General features: G+C 73.3%; 15 protein-coding genes. 10 read left to right on the forward strand and 5 right to left on the reverse strand.

From position 1 onward, the window contains the following. Window positions 1-114: 114 nt before the first annotated feature. The 5 genes from AB0E88_RS28090 to AB0E88_RS28110 are packed head-to-tail and all read right to left on the reverse strand — an operon-like array spanning window position 115 to window position 4,600. Window positions 115-828: an ABC transporter gene (locus AB0E88_RS28090; protein WP_361636080.1), complete on the reverse strand. Its 714-nt coding sequence runs from the start codon at window positions 826-828 to the stop codon at window positions 115-117. After that, on the reverse strand, window positions 809-2,365 hold the full coding sequence (locus AB0E88_RS28095) for an ABC transporter permease (RefSeq protein WP_361636083.1): 1,557 nt from the start codon (window positions 2,363-2,365) through the stop codon (window positions 809-811). Before AB0E88_RS28095 ends, AB0E88_RS28090 begins: the two co-directional genes overlap by 20 nt. Continuing rightward, window positions 2,362-3,222, reverse strand: a complete 861-nt coding sequence (locus AB0E88_RS28100; RefSeq protein WP_361636086.1) for an ABC transporter ATP-binding protein — start codon at window positions 3,220-3,222, stop codon at window positions 2,362-2,364. The genes AB0E88_RS28095 and AB0E88_RS28100 overlap by 4 nt, the downstream gene beginning before the upstream one ends. Further along, a complete protein-coding gene (locus AB0E88_RS28105; protein ID WP_361636089.1) occupies window positions 3,219-4,061 on the reverse strand; it encodes a zf-HC2 domain-containing protein in 843 nt (280 codons plus the stop codon). Before AB0E88_RS28105 ends, AB0E88_RS28100 begins: the two co-directional genes overlap by 4 nt. Next, window positions 4,058-4,600: an RNA polymerase sigma factor gene (locus AB0E88_RS28110; protein WP_361636092.1), complete on the reverse strand. Its 543-nt coding sequence runs from the start codon at window positions 4,598-4,600 to the stop codon at window positions 4,058-4,060. The genes AB0E88_RS28105 and AB0E88_RS28110 overlap by 4 nt, the downstream gene beginning before the upstream one ends. A 308-nt stretch (window positions 4,601-4,908) precedes the next feature. Between AB0E88_RS28110 and AB0E88_RS28115 the strand changes: the two genes are divergently transcribed. The 10 genes from AB0E88_RS28115 (at window position 4,909) to pstA (ending at window position 16,637) form a co-directional block, all read left to right on the forward strand. Continuing rightward, window positions 4,909-5,304 (forward strand): GntR family transcriptional regulator, encoded by a 396-nt coding sequence (locus tag AB0E88_RS28115; protein WP_361636174.1) that lies wholly within the window; start codon window positions 4,909-4,911, stop codon window positions 5,302-5,304. Beyond that, complete coding sequence (locus AB0E88_RS28120; RefSeq protein WP_361636095.1) at window positions 5,301-6,188, forward strand: ABC transporter ATP-binding protein; 888 nt, start codon at window positions 5,301-5,303, stop codon at window positions 6,186-6,188. The genes AB0E88_RS28115 and AB0E88_RS28120 overlap by 4 nt, the downstream gene beginning before the upstream one ends. Further along, entirely contained in the window at window positions 6,185-7,189 is a 1,005-nt protein-coding gene (locus AB0E88_RS28125) for an ABC transporter permease (protein ID WP_361636098.1), read from the forward strand. Before AB0E88_RS28120 ends, AB0E88_RS28125 begins: the two co-directional genes overlap by 4 nt. Beyond that, window positions 7,186-8,010 (forward strand): hypothetical protein, encoded by an 825-nt coding sequence (locus AB0E88_RS28130; protein ID WP_361636101.1) that lies wholly within the window; start codon window positions 7,186-7,188, stop codon window positions 8,008-8,010. The genes AB0E88_RS28125 and AB0E88_RS28130 overlap by 4 nt, the downstream gene beginning before the upstream one ends. Before the next feature lie 692 nt (window positions 8,011-8,702). After that, entirely contained in the window at window positions 8,703-11,039 is a 2,337-nt protein-coding gene (locus AB0E88_RS28135; RefSeq protein WP_361636103.1) for an RNA degradosome polyphosphate kinase, read from the forward strand. Further along, a complete protein-coding gene (locus AB0E88_RS28140; protein WP_361636105.1) occupies window positions 11,020-12,201 on the forward strand; it encodes a CHAD domain-containing protein in 1,182 nt (393 codons plus the stop codon). The genes AB0E88_RS28135 and AB0E88_RS28140 overlap by 20 nt, the downstream gene beginning before the upstream one ends. Window positions 12,202-12,215: 14 nt before the next feature. Beyond that, complete coding sequence (locus AB0E88_RS28145; protein ID WP_361636108.1) at window positions 12,216-12,683, forward strand: NUDIX hydrolase; 468 nt, start codon at window positions 12,216-12,218, stop codon at window positions 12,681-12,683. Between the two features lie 624 nt (window positions 12,684-13,307). Next, on the forward strand, window positions 13,308-14,438 hold the full coding sequence (pstS, locus tag AB0E88_RS28150) for a phosphate ABC transporter substrate-binding protein PstS (protein WP_361636111.1): 1,131 nt from the start codon (window positions 13,308-13,310) through the stop codon (window positions 14,436-14,438). Window positions 14,439-14,568: 130 nt separating this feature from the next. Beyond that, complete coding sequence (gene pstC, locus AB0E88_RS28155) at window positions 14,569-15,576, forward strand: phosphate ABC transporter permease subunit PstC (RefSeq protein WP_361636113.1); 1,008 nt, start codon at window positions 14,569-14,571, stop codon at window positions 15,574-15,576. Then, window positions 15,573-16,637: a phosphate ABC transporter permease PstA gene (gene pstA, locus AB0E88_RS28160; protein WP_361636115.1), complete on the forward strand. Its 1,065-nt coding sequence runs from the start codon at window positions 15,573-15,575 to the stop codon at window positions 16,635-16,637. The genes pstC and pstA overlap by 4 nt, the downstream gene beginning before the upstream one ends. Window positions 16,638-16,652: the final 15 nt, after the last annotated feature.

Consider the following 16,652-nt stretch of genomic DNA (forward strand, 5'->3'; position numbering starts at 1 on the left):
CTGGCTGCCGGTGCTGCCGGGTGAGGCTTCCGCGGTCCGGACGGGGCTGGGACCCGGCCGGCTCCCGGCGGCCGGTGCTGCCGGGTGAGGCTTCCGCGGTCCGGACGCGGGATCTCAGGCGCCCGACGGGCGGGACCGCAGCCGGCCCCGGCGCAAGGGCTCCGGCAGGGACAGCCCCCAGACCGCCACCGTCACCGCGAGCAGCGTCGCCCAGCGGTCGTGAGCGGCGGCCCAGTGCGGGCTGCCCTGGGCGACGAACAGCCCCCAGCGGTCCGGCAGCAGCGCGGCGAGCACCGTCAGCGACAGCACTCCCACCGCCGCCGCCCGCCCGGGCTCCGGCTCGGGGCTGCGGCGTACGGCGACCGCCGCGAGGGCGAGGGCCAGCATGGCCAGGGTGACGGCTTCCAGGGTGGTCTCCGCCAGCGGGGGCCGCGCCGCGGACGGGGTGAGCAGCAGGGCTGCCGCCCACCATCCTGCCGTGAGCGGGGCGATCAGCGTCAGCCGCAGGCAGGCCCGCAGCGCCCGCCCGGTCGGCACGGTCTCCGTAGTACGCCGCGCCGGGTCGTCCAGCAGGAACGCCAGGCCGAGTCCGAGGCATACGGCGGCCACGCGCAGCACTGTCAGGCTCAGCCAGGGGTCGGCGGGGCCGCCGGCCAGCGGGCGGGAGCAGGCGACCGTGAGCAGCCCGAGCGCGGCGCCCGCGAGGAGCGGGGCCCGGGGCAGGGTCCGGGCGGTGGCCGCCAGGAGCGCGCCGAGGGCGGCGGCGCGCCCGCCGGCCCGGGGCCCGGCGCTCTCGGGGGAGGCGGTCTCATGCGTCACAGGAGTCATCGCTCTCCCCCTTCGCCTGAGCCGGAGCCGGGACGCCGAGCAGTGCGGCGACCCGCCGCAGCGGCGTCTTCGGCGAGGTCAGCTCCGCCCAGTGGGCCTTGACCGAGGCCGTCACCTGGGAGCGGGGCTTCTCCAGCAGTTCCCGGACGACGTCGGTCTGTGCGGCGCCCATGGACACCGGGTCGGTGGGGCTGAGGGCGATGGCGGGGCCGGTCACAGTGTCGTCGAGCCGGACGTCGCGCAGCGCGGTCATCGGGTCCGGCTGGGCGGCCAGCGCCAGCCACATCACGGTCACCGTGCGGGCGTCGCACATGCCGCTCGCGGCCTTCTCGTCCCCGGCCACCAGCACCGAGGCGACACCCACGGCGAACTCGGGGACGCGGTTGCCGCCCCACCGCGTGCCGACGGTCACCTGGCCGGGCCCGGTCAGCGGGGCGAGAGCGGAGTCCGACGTCAGCCCGTAGCGCGCCTCGATGCGCTGGCGGACCGTCAGTCTGCGGTGGAGGGCGGCGCCCCCGGCGAGCTGCTGGACCCGGTCGGCCTCGCCGGCCCAGTCGGCGGTGCGGCCGGTCCACTCCGGGAAGGCGCAGTACACGTTCGTGCCGTGGGGGATGCATCGCTGCACCTGCTCGGGGTGGACCGAGGCCGTCTCGCGGGCCGCGAGAACCTCGTGCCCGGTGCCGGTGGACTGGCCGGCGACGCCCGCGCCGGTGGCGGCGACGGCGAGGGCGGTGAGCGCGCCCAGCGACCGGCTGCGCAGCCCGCTGCGCAGCAGCGCGGCGCACAGCAGCAGTACCGCCAGAGCGAGCAGATACAGCGCGTGCCAGCCGGCCGGGCGGCCCAGCAGATCCGAGGGGACCGGCTTGCCGCCGCTCTCGTCGACGACCGGGGACAGCCAGTTGACCCAGTCGGGGTCGGAGCCGTCCGCCGCGACGGCGACGAGGGTCACCAGGACGTACAGGCCGATGACGAACAGCGGGGCGGGGAAGGAGGAACGCACCAGCCGGGCGAGCAGCACGCCGAGCACCCCGGCCAGCAGCACCGACAGCGGGCCGACCGCCAGCTCGGCGACCGAGCCGTGTCCGACCGCGCCCGGCCGCAGGGCCGCCACCGTGAACTCGGTGGTGACGACGAGGGCGACGACGGCCGCGACCGGTACGACGGACAGGGCGTGCGCCAGGGTGCGCTGCCAGGGCGGAACGGGCAGCACGGCGAAGTGCCGGTCGGTTCCGTGCCGGCGGGAGCGCAGCGCGGCGCGGTTGACGCACAGGAACACGGCGATGGCGACCAGCAGCGGGCCGGTCTGGGTGGCGCGGTCGACGTCCTGGAGCACCGGGTAGTCGTCCATGGCGTCGCCGTTGGCGAACAACTGCCAGAGCGTGTAGCCGGTGTACAGCAGCAGGAAGACGAACACCGGGATGTACAGCAGCAGTTCGCGTGCTTCGAAGCGGGCCAGGGCGAGCGCGGTCCGCCAGGGGCGGGCGGTGTGCTCGGGTCCGGTGACGGCGGGCGCCGGCGGGGTGATCGTCGCGCTCATGCCGCCACCTCCGTGGCCCGGTCGTCGAGGGTGAGCAGGTAGCCGTCCTCCAGGGTGGGTTCGAGGAGGTCGGCGCCTTCGGGCGGGTCGCCGATGTTGCGGTAGGTGCCGGTGCCGGTGCGCCAGCCGGCGCGGGCGCCGGGATCGCGGTCGGCGCTGCTCCACACGCGGCCGGCCGCCCGTGCGGTCAGCTCGGCGGGGCTGCCCTCGAAGCGGACGCGTCCGCCGGCCAGGACGACGACCCGGTGGCACAGCATCGCCACGTCCTCGGTCTGGTGGGTGGACAGCAGCACCGTGCGCCCCTCGCCGGCCTGGGCGATCAGCTCGCGGAACCGCATGCGCTGCTCCGGGTCGAGGCCGACGGTCGGTTCGTCCAGGACCAGGAAGCCGGGGTCTTTGACGAGGGCGGCGGCGAGGGCGACCCGTTGCCGCATCCCTCCGGACAGCCGCTTCATGCGCCGGCCGCGCACATCGGACAGGTCGACGGCGTCGAGGACCCGGCGCACCTCGCGGTGGCGGGCGGTGTGATCGGTGAGCTCCTTGAGGATCGCCACGTAGTCGACGAACTCGAAGGCCGTGAAGTCCGGGTGGAATCCCGGGTTCTGCGGCAGGTAGCCCAGCTCGCGGCGCAGTCTTTGCCGGCCGGCGGCCGTGGCCGGGTCGTGGCCGAGGGCGGTGAAGGAGCCCCGGTCGGCGGGGACCGCCGTGGCCAGCACCCGCAGCAGGGTGGTCTTCCCGGCCCCGTTGGGTCCGAGCAGCCCGGTGACGCCGGGGGCGAGGCTGAGCGAGACGTCGTCGAGGGCGCGCGTGCCGCCGTAGCGGAGGGTCAGCCCCGAGGCGGAGACGGTGGTGGTCATGCGGCACTCCCGTAGGTGGTGAACGGCGCGTGCGCCGAGGTGGTGTCGAAGCGGTCGCGCAGCCGCACCAGCAGCCAGCCGGCCGCGGCGGCGACCACGGCGGCGGCGAGCTGCCCGAGGAGGGTGAAGGGGGCGAGCGTCCCGTGGTTCAGCGCTCTGGCCACGGCGAGCACCGCGACCCAGCCGCCGCCGACCAGCGCGGGTGCGAGCACCGGACCGAGGCGCGGGGTCAGGGCGAGCCCGGTGGTGGTCAGGGCGAGGGCGGGCAGCAGCCAGGTCAGGGCGCGCAGCCCGTACTCCGGCAGGGCGAGCGTGGCCACGCCGTTGAGCACGAGGCTGCCGGACAGCACGGCGACCGTGCGGAGCATCAGCAGCCGGAAGCCGTGCATCGGGGCGACGACGGCCATCTCGTACGTGGGGTCGAGGACGGGGCCGTAGGACAGGGCGACCGCGGCCAGCGGCAGCAGCGGTGCCAGGGCGAGGAACAGGGCGAGCGACCCGGCGGCGTGCACCATCAGCACGGTCGCCGCCAGCACGAACACCAGCGCCAGCAGCCAGGAGCGGCGCAGCACCGGGGTGGCGGCCAGCAGCCGCGCGGTGTGATCGGCCACCCCGCACCGCACGAGCAGCCGCTCGCTCGGCCCGGGCCGCGGCGCGTCCAGCTCCGCGTCCAGTCGCGCCCAGCCCTCGTCCAGGGCGACGGGCTCGGTGACGTCCGCGAGCCGGGCGCGGCACTCGGCACACGCCGTGAGGTGCGTGTCCGCCGACCACAGCAGCGGCGGCTCCAGCTCGCCGCGCCCATAGGCGCGCAGGTCGTCCTCGGCCACATGCCACGTCATGCCAGCGCCTCCCGCAGTTGCTTGCGGGCGCGCATCGCCCGCGTCTTGACCGTGCCGGGCGGAATGCCGAGCACGACGGCCGCCTCCCGGGTGCTGAGCCCGTCGATGACCGTGGCCTGCAGCACGGCGCGCAACTCGGGTGACAGCCTTATGAGCGCGCCGGCGAGATCCCCGTGCTCCACGCCCGCGAGCACACGCTCCTCCGCGGACACCTCGTCCCGGTGCCGCAGCCGGGCGAGCGCCTGCCGCAGCCGGCCACGCGCGCCGTCCCCGCGCAGCGCGTCCACCAGGCGCCGCGCGCCGATGCGCCACAGCCACCCGGCGACGTCGCCCTCTTCGCGATAGCGGGCGCTGCCCCGCCACACCGCGAGGAACGTCTCCTGCACGACGTCGTCGACTATCGCGGCGTCGGCGCAGCGGCTGCGCATGCGCGCGGTCAGCCACGGCGCGTACCGCCGGTACAGCTCCTCGAAGGCGTGACGGTCCCCGTCTGCCGCGATGGCCCGCAGCAGCTCCCCGTCGCTTCTCGTTTCGCTCACGTCTCCTCATCGGACGACCCCCGCCGATCGGTTCACAAAAACCGCCGACGACTTTCCCGGCCGCCGACGACCGTCCGGCCCGCCGGCCCCGTTCCCGGCCACCGCCGGCTGCCCAGCCCGCCGGCCCCGTCCTCGGCCGCCGACGACTGCCCAGCCCGCCGGCCCCTTTCCCGGCCGCCGGCCCCGTTCCCGGCCGCCGACGACTGACCCGGCCGCCGGGGCGTGCTCCGGCGACCACCGGAGTTGACTTTGCCCCACCCCTTCCACCACCCTTTCACTACTCAATTAGTGAAAGGGTGGTTGGCGGAGTGGTCGAGTACCGCATCGACCGGCACAGCGGCGTGGCCACCTACGTCCAGATCGTGCAGCAGACGAAACAGGCCCTGCGCCTGGGCCTGCTGCGCCCCGGCGACAAGCTGCCCACGGCCCGCGAGGTCGTGGAGGCCACCGCGATCAATCCCAACACGGTCCTGAAGGCCTACCGCGAGCTGGAGCGCGAGGGCCTGGTCGAGGCACGCCGCGGCCTCGGCACCTTCGTACGGCGCTCGCTGGGCACGGCCCCGGCCGACTCCCCGCTCCGCGCGGAACTGGAGGAGTGGGCCGAGCGGGCCCGTACCGCCGGACTGGAACGGGACGACGTGGCGGCCCTCCTCACCGCCGTCCTCGACAAGCACTTCCCGGGAGAACAGGGAGAACGTCCATGACCGACCCGGCCATCGAGGCCACCGGCCTCGGCAAGCGCTTCGGCCGCCGTCCCGGCCGCGCCCGCTGGGCGCTGCGCGACTGCGCGCTGCGCCTGCCCGCCGGACGCGTCTGCGCCGTCGTCGGCCCCAACGGCGCCGGCAAGTCCACCCTCCTCGCCCTGGCCGCCGGCCTCACCACCCCGGCCGAGGGCCGCATCACCGTCCTCGGCACCGACCCCGCCTCGGCACGCGCGCGTGTGGGGTACGTCGCCCAGGACAAGCCCCTGTACCCGCAGCTCACCGTCGCGGAGACACTGCGCATGGGCGCCGACCTGAACCCGGCCCGCTGGGACGCGGCCACCGCCGAACGCGTCACAGCGGCGGGCGACCTCGACCCCCGGTCCAAGGTCCGCTCGCTCTCCGGCGGCCAGCGCACCCGCGTCGCCCTCGCCCTGGCCCTCGGCAAGCGCCCCGAGCTGCTCCTGCTGGACGAGCCGATGGCCGACCTCGACCCGCTCGCCCGGCACGAACTGATGGGCACGCTCATGGCGCAGGCCGCGCAGCACGGCACGACGATCGTGATGTCCTCGCACGTCGTCGCCGAACTGGAGGACTCCTGCGACCACCTCCTGCTGCTCGGCGGCGGCGCGGTCCGCCTGTCCGGCGAGATAGACGCCCTACTGGAGGCCCACGCGCGCGTGAGCGCCCCCGCCGACACCGCCGACCTGACCCCGCACACCGTCGTCGAGTCCCGCACCACCGGCCGCCAGCTCACCGCCCTCCTGCGCCCCGGGGCCCCGCTCCCCGCCGACTGGCGCACCTCGGCACCGACGCTGGAGGAGCTGGTCCTGGCCCACCTGCGCAACCCCGGGGCACCGGCGCTCCCCCAGGAGGCCGCCGCGTGAGCGCCCTGTCCGCCCCCGCACCGATCCGGAAGGCGCACGCGCCCCGCCACCTGCACTGGCTGCTGCGTCTGCACCGCCCGGCCCTGCTCACCTGGGCCGCCCTGGTCCTGGTGATCTGCGGGGCCCTCCTGTGGCTGTACGGCCCGACGACCGACGCGGCAGCGGCGGCCTGGCGTCAGTGGAACACGTGCCACACCGAGTCGTGCGCCTACGACCAGCCGGCCATCCTGCGCTACAAGGCGCTGTACCTGTACACGACCATCGCGGTCACCGTGGTCCCCTTCGTGGTGGCCGCCTGGTCGGGCGCCGCACTCGTCGGCCGCGAGCTGGAATCCGGCACCGCCCGTCTGACCTGGACACAGGGCGTCACCCCGACCCGCTGGCTGACCGGCCGCCTCGCCCTGCCGGCCGTCCTGGTCACCGCCGGCACCGCCCTCCTCGTCACCCTGCACCGCCTGGCCTGGACGGCGGCCCAGGGCCGTATCGACACCGCCGAGGCCTGGTACGACGACGCCACCCTGCACGCCAACGGCCCCACCACGATCGCCTTCGCCCTGGCCGGCCTGGCCGCCGGCGCGCTCGCGGGCCTCCTGTGGCAGCGCACCCTGCCGGCCCTGATGTCCGGCGCGGTTCTCGCCCTCGTCGTCCGTACGATCGCCGACCAGGCCATGCCCCACCTGTGGCCCACGGTCACCCACACCACCGACCTGCGCAACGCGGACCTCCTCGGGGACGTCCTGTACGTCGACGAGGGCCTGGTCACCTCCACCGGCCGCCACCTCGCCGACCCCGGCTGCGGCAGCAGCACCTACCCCGACTGCCGGGCCCTGTACGACAAACTCGACGCCGTCGGCTACTTCCACACCTACCACCCCGCATCCCACTACTGGCCGCTGCAGCTGACCACGACGGCGCTCACCCTCGCCCTGACCGCGCTGCTCACGGCAGCCGCGTATCTGGCGCTGCGCCGCATCACGGGCCGCAAGGCAGCCGCCGTATGACCACCACACTCCTGCGCGTGCACCGCGCGGCGGCGGCCGTGTGGATCGCCCTGGTCCTCGCCCTGACCGTCTGGACGCTCTGGCTGAACCAGCTCACGGCGGACTCCACCCGCGCCGCGCAGACCCACTGTGCCCAGGACTACTGCGACACCTTCCCCTCCCCCTACGCCTCAGGCGCGGGCGTGATCGCCCTGCTGACCGGCTACGGCTTCCTCCTCGTCGCCGCCTACGCGGGAGGTGCGCTCATCGGCCGCGAGCTGGAATCCGGCACCGCGCACCTGGCCTGGACCCAGGGCATCACCCCGACCCGCTGGCTGACGGCCAAGCTGGCCCTGCCCGCGGCCACCCTCACCGCCGGACTCACCCTGCTCGTGACGGTGTTCCACCAGGGCTGGGCAGCCAACCGGGACCTGGCCTTCGACGACTGGTACACCCCGGCCCTCTTCCTGGCCCGCGGCCCCGCGGCGGTGGCGTACGCCCTGTGCGCCCTGGCCGTGGGCACCCTGGCCGCGCTCCTCCTGCGCCGCGCCCTGCCGGCCCTCGGCGCCTCGGTCGCCGTGATGTGGCTGCTCGCGCTCACCCTGGAGACGTACCGGGCCGACCTGTGGCCCACGAAGACCCGCACCACCGCGCACCCCGCCGATCTCCCCGCCCACGCCTGGGAACTGGCCGGCGGAAGGAACGCACACGGCTACTACGTCGTCTTCCACCCGGAGTCTCACTACTGGCCGCTTCAGCTCGTGGAGTGCGGCATCGTCCTGGCCCTGGCCGCGACGGCGACCGCGGCATCCTTCACGCTGCTGCGCCGCCGAACGGCCTGAGCCTCCACGTGTACGTCCCTTCTTTCGGGGGGAGGGACGTGCACGTTTCTTTTTCACGGGTCCCTTCCAGGGCGGGTGCGGGGTCCCTTCCAGGGGGGTGCGGGGTCCCTTCCAGGGGGGTGCGGGTTCCCTTCCAGGGCGGGTGCGGGTGCGTCGTGGCTGGTCGCGCAGTTCCCCGCGCCCCTAGGTGTCTACGGTGACCGACCGCCTGAACGGACCGCCCCGCCCCGCGCCCTGTGCCGGACCCGGAAGAGTCGACCGCCCGCACCGGACCCGAGACGGATGACGGCCCGCACCGGAGCCGGAAGGGGCGACGGGCCGCAGGCGCCGGCGGTGGGGAGGGGACGGGGTGGGGGGTGTCCGCCCGCAGCGGCCGGCACCGGGCAACGGCGCACTCGTCGGGGACGGGCGGCCGGACCGAGGACGGACACCCCCCACCCCGGCCCCGACTCACCCACCGGCCGCAGGCGCGACCGCAACCGACCACGCACCGCAACGGGCCGCCGCAGGCACCAAAGGGGCGCGGGGAACGGCGCGACCAGCCACAACGCAACCCGCACAGGCCGCCGCAGGCAACGGCGACCAGCCAAAACGCACCCGCAGACGACAACGCACCCAGCGCCGCAGGCACCGGCACCCACACGTCATTCCCCCGTAACCATCGATTCAGACGAGCTTGCGACGCTCGGCCAATGAAGCCCGCCGTGCCAGAGCCCCAGCACCCCCCGGAGGGCCCCGCACTTTCCGACGCGCCCGTCACCCTCCTGGCGCGGAAGAATGGGTCCATGAGCCAGTCAGAGACGCAGGACAAGGTCCAGCACGCGCAGCCCTCCGTGGGCTCCATCGCCGCGCACCGCCCCCACACGGTGTCCGCCCCTGTCTCCGACCTCGATCCCGACCTCGACGCCGACCTGGACGGCTACGAGGAGTCCCCGGACGGCGGTGACGGCAAGGGCAGCACGCTCCCCCAGGGCCGCTTCCTGGACCGGGAACGCAGCTGGCTGGCCTTCAACGAACGGGTCCTGGAACTCGCCGAGGACCCGAACACCCCCCTCCTGGAGCGCGCCAACTTCCTGGCGATCTTCGCGAGCAACCTCGACGAGTTCTTCATGGTCCGCGTCGCCGGCCTGAAGCGCCGTATCGCCACCGGCGTCGCCACCCGCTCCGCCTCGGGCCTGCAGCCCCGCGAGGTGCTGGAGATGATCTGGGCCCGCTCCCGCGAGCTGATGGCCCGGCACGCGGCGTGCTTCCACGAGGACGTGGCGCCGGCGCTCGCCGACGAGGGCATCCACCTGGTCCGCTGGAGCGAACTCGCCGAGAAGGAACAGGCCCGCCTGTTCACCCTCTTCCGGCACCAGATCTTCCCCGTCCTGACCCCCCTCGCGGTCGACCCGGCGCACCCGTTCCCCTACATCTCGGGCCTGAGCCTCAACCTCGCCGTCGTCGTCCGCAACCCGGTCAGCGGCCACCGCCACTTCGCCCGCGTCAAGGTCCCGCCGCTGCTCTCCCGCTTCCTGGAGGCCTCCCCGGGCCGCTACGTCCCCATCGAGGACGTCATCGCGGCGCACCTGGAGGAGCTGTTCCCGGGCATGGAGGTGCTGGAGCACCACGCCTTCCGCCTCACCCGCAACGAGGACCTCGAAGTGGAGGAGGACGACGCCGAGAACCTCCTCCAGGCCCTCGAGAAGGAGCTCATGCGGCGCCGCTTCGGACCGCCCGTGCGCCTGGAGGTGGAGGAGTCCATCGACCGCGAGGTCCTCGACCTCCTGGTCCGTGAGCTGAAGATCTCCGAGGCGGAGGTCTACCCGCTCCCCGGCCCGCTGGACCTCACCGGCCTGTTCCGCATCCACAGCCTGGACCGCCCGGAGCTGAAGTACCCGAAGTTCATCGCGGGCACCCACCGGGACCTGGCCGAGGTGGAATCGGCGTCGGCCCCCGACATCTTCGCCGCGCTGCGCCAGCGCGACGTCCTCCTGCACCACCCCTACGACAGCTTCTCCACGTCCGTGCAGGCGTTCCTGGAGCAGGCGGCGCAGGACCCCGACGTACTGGCGATCAAGCAGACGCTGTACCGCACCTCGGGCGACTCCCCGATAGTGGACGCGCTGATCGACGCGGCCGAGTCCGGCAAGCAGGTCCTCGTCCTGGTCGAGATCAAGGCCCGTTTCGACGAGCACGCCAACATCAAGTGGGCGCGCAAGCTGGAGGAGGCGGGCTGCCACGTCGTCTACGGCCTGGTCGGCCTCAAGACGCACTGCAAGCTGTCCCTCGTGGTCCGTCAGGAGGGCGAGACGCTGCGCCGTTACAGCCACGTCGGCACGGGCAACTACCACCCCAAGACCGCCCGCCTCTATGAGGACCTGGGTCTGCTCACCGCGGACCCGCAGGTCGGCGCGGACCTGTCGGACTTGTTCAACCGTCTCTCCGGATACTCCCGCCGGGAGACGTACCGCCGTCTGCTGGTCGCGCCGAAGTCCCTGCGCGACGGCCTGATCTCGCGCATCGACAAGGAGATCCAGCACCACCGCGCGGGCCGCCCGGCGTTCGTGCGCATCAAGGTCAACTCGATGGTCGACGAGGCGATCATCGACGCCCTGTACCGCGCCTCGCAGGCCGGCGTCCCGGTCGACATCTGGGTGCGCGGCATCTGCGCGATCCGCCCGGGCGTCGCGGGCCTGTCGGAGAACGTCCGGGTCCGTTCGATACTCGGCCGCTTCCTGGAGCACTCCCGCGTCTTCGCCTTCGGCAACGGGGGTGAGCCGGAGGTGTGGATCGGCAGCGCCGACATGATGCACCGCAACCTCGACCGTCGTATCGAGGCGCTCGTCCGGGTCGTCGACCCCGGTCACCGGGCCGCGCTGAACCGCCTGCTGGAGACCGGCATGTCCGGCACCACCGCGTCCTGGCACCTGGGCGCGGACGGGGAGTGGACCCGGCACGCGACCGATGCCGACGGTCAGCCCCTGCGCAACGTCCAGGAGATGCTCATAGACGCCCGGAGGCGCCGGCGTGGCACAGCAACACCATGACCTGACGGATCCGGCCGCCGGGCCATCCCCCGAGCTCACGGCTGCGCTCGAGCGGGGAGGTGGCCCCACGGGTGACGCGCTCGCAGGCTATCTCCGCGCGCAGGCGACGGAGTTCCTGAGGGCGCTGCGCCTGCACCGGGAGACGGGCGGGACCACGAACGGAGGCAGGGCGGCCGGAACCGCGCACGGCGGCAGGGCCGGCACAACCGCCCATGGGGGGAGGACGAGCGGGACCGCCCACGGGGGGCGGGCGAACGGGGAACGGACGGCCGACGCACCGCACACGGCGGTCGACGCGGCCCGCTCCTTGCGGCGCGCGGCCCGCCGTATCAGCGGCAGCCTGCACACCTTCCGCCCGGTCCTGGACCCGGAGTGGTCGGAGGAGATGCGTCCCGAACTGGCCTGGGTCTCCGGCACCCTGGCCCTGGAGCATGCCCACGAGGCCCGCCTGGAACGGCTGCTGACGGCGCTGCACCGGCTGTCGGGTGCGACGGCGCTCCCCGCGCAGTCCGTCGGCATCCACTCGACGGCGAGCGAGCGCGGCCAGCTCACCGTCGGCGCGGCCAAGGCGGGGGCGCTGCTGGACCGGCAGCTGACGCTGGCCCGGACCCGGGCGCACTCGACCGCGCTGCAGGCCCTCGGCTCCGCCCGGTTCCACGCGGTCGCCGACAAGGTCGCCTTACTCGCCAGCGAGGTCCCGCTCATCTCCCCGGCGGCCGATCTGCGCCCGCTGGCCGGGGCGGCCCAGGAGCGGCTGACCGACGCGGTGGCCGCGCTGCCGCTGGTCACCGCGGGCAGCCCGTACAACGCCCAGGCGCTGGTGCACGGCCTGTCGCCCGATCCGCCCTCCCCGCATCCCCAGGACGCGCCCTGGCACCAGGTCCGGCTGCTGCTTCGTCTGCACCGCTACGCCCAGGAGGCCCTGCTCGGCGGCGACCCCGCGCCGAACGTACGGCTGCTGCAGGCCGGGCAGTCCCTGGACCGGCACCGGGACGCCGCGGAGGCGGCGGCCGCGGCGGCGCAGGCGGCCCGCACCCCGCGGATCGCCCCGGCGACGGCGTACGCCCTCGGCGTGCTGCACGCCGACCAGCGGCACGAGGTGGAAGCGGCCCGGTACGCGTTCCAGCGGATCTGGGCGAAGGAAGCCGTAGGACTCCTTTGAGGAGGCACCGGTCCATGCACCCCACGCATCCCACGGACCCCGGGGACTCCACCGGCCCCGGGGATCCCATCGGCGGCCCCGTCGTCCTGGCCGCGGGCTGTGTCCTGTGGCGCCGCTCCCCGCTCGACGGCACGCTGGAGCTGTGCCTTGTGCACCGCCCGAAGTACGACGACTGGTCCTTCCCGAAGGGCAAGCTCAAGCGCGCCGAGGTCGATCTGACCGGCGCGCTGCGCGAGACCCTGGAGGAGACCGGCCACACGGCCGCGCCCGGCGCCGAGCTGCCCACCCAGCGCTACCTGGCGAACGGCCGCCCCAAGCGGGTCCGCTACTGGGCCGCGGAGGCCACGGGGGGCGGGTTCACCCCGACCGACGAGGTGGACCGGGTCCTGTGGCTGGCGCCGACGGCGGCCCGCGCCCGCCTCACCCAGCCGAGGGACCGCACCCTCGTCGATGCCCTGCTCCAGGCACTGCGCCTGGCATAGTCGGGCCCGGTCGGCACGAGCCGAAGCGGTCCGCGACACGGGCCGGAACGGCCCGCGGCACGAGCCGGAACGGCCCATGACCCAAGCCGGAACGGCCCATGACCCAAGCCGGAACGGCCCACGACCCAAGCCGGAACGGCCCACGACCCAAGCCGGAACAGTCCACGACACGAGCCGGCACGGCCCACGCCGATACGGCCCACGGCCCAAGCCGAAACGCCCCCGGCCCAAGCCGCAACGGCCCCCGGCCCGAGCCGCGCCCAGCCCGCAGGCGCGCCGCCCAGGCCGCACCACCCGCCCGTCGGCCCGCGCCGCACCACCCGCCCGCCCCCACCGAATCCCCTCCGCCACCCCCCTCACAGTTGCCCCACCGCCACCTTCCGTACCGCTTGGGCCGGGATCCGGCCGTGTCCTCGGCGTAAGCGTTCCGTGACCTAACCACACCGTCCCTAGGGGTTCACCCCGCGTTCATTTACGCCCTTCGGCGGCTTCACCTGATCTGCCTAATTTCGGCCTTACCCGATGGGGACGCGCTCTGGGGGACGCGTCCGCTCGACCCCGACTTCGCAGCAATCACGCACGCCGCCGGATTCAGGACGGCGGCTCCTGGAAGGAATTTCCTCAGTGAAGCTTCAGCGCATGAACCGGCGGGCCCTCGCCCTCGGCGCACTCGCCGTCTCCGGCGCCCTGGCCCTCACGGCGTGCGGCTCCGACGACACGGGCAGCAAGTCCAGTGGGGGTGGCGCCTCGACGTCCGCGGCCGCCGGAAACATCAAGTGCGACGACGCCAAGGGCCAGCTGCAGGCATCCGGCTCCACGGCGCAGAAGAACGCGATCGACGCCTGGGTGAAGCAGTTCACACAGGCCTGCTCCGGCGTGCAGGTCAACTACAACCCCACCGGGTCGGGCGCGGGCATCACCGCGTTCCTGCAGGGCCAGACCGCGTTCGCCGGTTCGGACTCCGCGCTGAAGCCCGAGCAGGTCACCGAGTCCAAGAAGGTCTGCTCCGGCGGCCAGGCCATCGACCTGCCCATGGTCGGCGGCCCGATCGCCCTCGGCTTCAACGTGCCGGGCGTGGACAGCCTCGTCCTGGACGCCTCGACGATCGCCAAGATCTTCGACGGCAAGATCAGCAACTGGAACGACAAGGCGATCGCGGCGCTCAACCCGAACGCCAAGCTGCCCGACCTCAAGATCCAGGCGTTCCACCGCTCGGACGAGTCCGGCACCACCGACAACTTCACCAAGTACCTGATCAGCCAGGCCAAGACCGACTGGCCCTACTCGGGCGGCAAGGCGTGGCAGGCCAAGGGCGGCCAGGCCGCGCAGGGCTCCTCCGGCCTCGCCGCGCAGGTCAAGCAGACCGCCGGTGCGATCTCGTACTTCGAGCTGTCCTACGCCGCCGACGGCATCAAGACCGTCGACCTGAAGACCGCCGCCTCCGAGCCGGCCAAGGCCACCGCGGACAACGCCTCCAAGGCGATCGCCTCCGCCAAGGTCGCCGGCACCGGCCAGGACCTGGCGCTGAAGCTGAACTACAACCCGACCGAGGCCGGCGCCTACCCGCTGACCCTGGTCACCTACGAGATCGTCTGCGACAAGGGCAACAAGTCCGACACCCTCGCCGGCACCAAGGCGTTCCTGCGCTACGTCGCCTCCGAGGACGGCCAGAAGGTTCTGTCGCAGAACTCCTACGCCCCCATCCCCGCCGAGATCATCTCCAAGGTCCGTACCACCATCGAGGGCCTGAGCTAAGCGAGTGTGCGGCCCGGCTCCCCCAGGGATCCGGGCCGCACCGTCCGGTGCACCGCCGCCCGGGGCCGTACGCGACGTACGACCCCACCGAGCCGCCCCACCCGCGCGGCTCCGCAGACCGGAGAACCCGATGAACATATCGACGCAGACCACAGACGCACCTCCCCCCACGCCCGAGCGCCCCGCTGCCGAGACCAAGCGCGCAGCCCGCGGCGCCACCCGCCCCGGCGACCGGATCTTCCTCGGCCTCTCCCGTGGATCCGGCATCTTCCTGCTGGTGGTCATGGCCGCCATCGCGGTCTTCCTGACCTACCGCGCGTCCATCGCGATCAGCAAGGACGACGGGAACTTCCTCACCACGTTCGACTGGAACACCAATGTCGACCCGCCGGTCTTCGGCATCGCGGTACTGGCCTTCGGCACGGTGGTCTCCTCGATCATCGCCATGGCCCTCGCGGTCCCGGTCGCGGTGGGCATCGCGCTGTTCCTCACCCACTACGCGCCGCGCCGCCTGAGCGGCCCCATCGCGTACGTGATCGACCTGCTCGCCGCAGTGCCGTCCATCGTGTACGGCCTGTGGGGCGCCCTGATCCTGGTCCCGCACCTCGGCGGCCTGTACAGCTGGCTCGACGACTACCTGGGCTGGACCGGCATCTTCTCCTGGCAGGGCGGCGCCGCCCGCTCGCTGCTCACCGTGGGCATCCTGCTCGCGATCATGATCCTGCCGATCATCACCAACGTCAGCCGTGAGGTCTTCCGGCAGACCCCGCGCATGCACGAGGAGGCGGCGCTCGCCCTCGGTGCCACGCGCTGGGAGGTCATCCGGATGTCGGTGCTGCCCTTCGGCCGCTCCGGCGTGATCTCCGCGTCGATGCTCGGCCTCGGCCGCGCCCTCGGTGAGACGATGGCCGTGGCGACGGTGCTGTCCCCGACCTTCGAGATCAAGGCCAGCCTGCTCGACCCGGGCGGCGGCACGTTCGCCCAGAACATCGCCAGCAAGTTCAGCGAGGCCACCGAGCTGGGCCAGGACGCGCTGATCGCGTCCGGTCTGGTCCTGTTCGTGATCACCCTGCTGGTCAACGGCGCGGCGCGCATGATCATCAACCGCCGCAAGGAGTACTCGGGGGCCAACGCATGAGCACCGCAGCCGTCACCGACACGCGCAGCGACTCCCTGCAGGGAGCCCGGCTGCCGAAGTGGTCGCCGTGGGCGTTCGCGGCGGGCTCGCTGGCCGTCGCCGTGGGCATCGGCCTGGCCGCCGGCCTGGACAGCAAGGTCCAGTGGGGTCTGATCGCCGCGATCCTGTTCGTGCTGAGCACCTTCACCGTCGCCGCTCGCGTCGAGGGCCGCCGCCAGGCCAAGGACCGCATCGCGACCGCCCTGGTCTGGGTGTGCTTCCTGCTGGCCGTGATCCCGCTGGCGTCCCTGATCTGGGCGACCGTGCAGCGCGGTGTGAAGGTCTTCGACGTCTACTTCCTGACCCACTCGATGGGCGTGGTCGGCGACTCCGAGCCCGGCGGTGGCATCTACCACGCCATTCTCGGCACGCTGGAGCAGGTCGGCCTGGCCTCCCTGATCTCCGTGCCGGTCGGTGTCCTCACCGCGATCTACCTGGTCGAGTACGGCCGCGGCAAGCTCGCCACGGCCGTCACCTTCTTCGTCGACGTGATGACGGGCATCCCGTCGATCGTCGCCGGCCTGTTCGTCCTCAGCTTCTGGATCCTCATCCTGGACATGGGCTACTCCGGTTTCGCCGGGTCGCTCGCGCTGTCCATCCTGATGATGCCCGTGGTCGTGCGCTCCACGGAGGAGATGCTCAAGCTCGTCCCGAACGAGCTGCGCGAGGCGTCCCTCGCCCTGGGCGTGCCCAAGTGGCGCACCATCATCAAGGTGGTCCTGCCGACGTCGATCGGCGGCATCACCACCGGTGTGATGCTCGCGGTGGCGCGCATCACCGGTGAGACCGCCCCGGTGCTGCTGCTGGTGTGGAAGACCAGCTTCATTAACAGCAACCCGTTCCAGGACCCGCAGGCCTCGCTGCCGCTGTACATCTACCAGCAGTACGCGAACAGCTCCGGTGCCAACGCGGCCTACGACCGTGCCTGGGCGGCGGCGCTCACCCTGATCGCCTTCGTGATGATCCTCAACCTGGTGGCCCGCGGCATCGCCCGCTGGAAGGCCCCGCAGACCGGTCGCTGACGCGGCCACACAGCG

It is taken from the genome of Streptomyces sp. NPDC028635 (genome assembly GCF_040637635.1).
Lineage (GTDB): Bacteria > Actinomycetota > Actinomycetes > Streptomycetales > Streptomycetaceae > Streptomyces.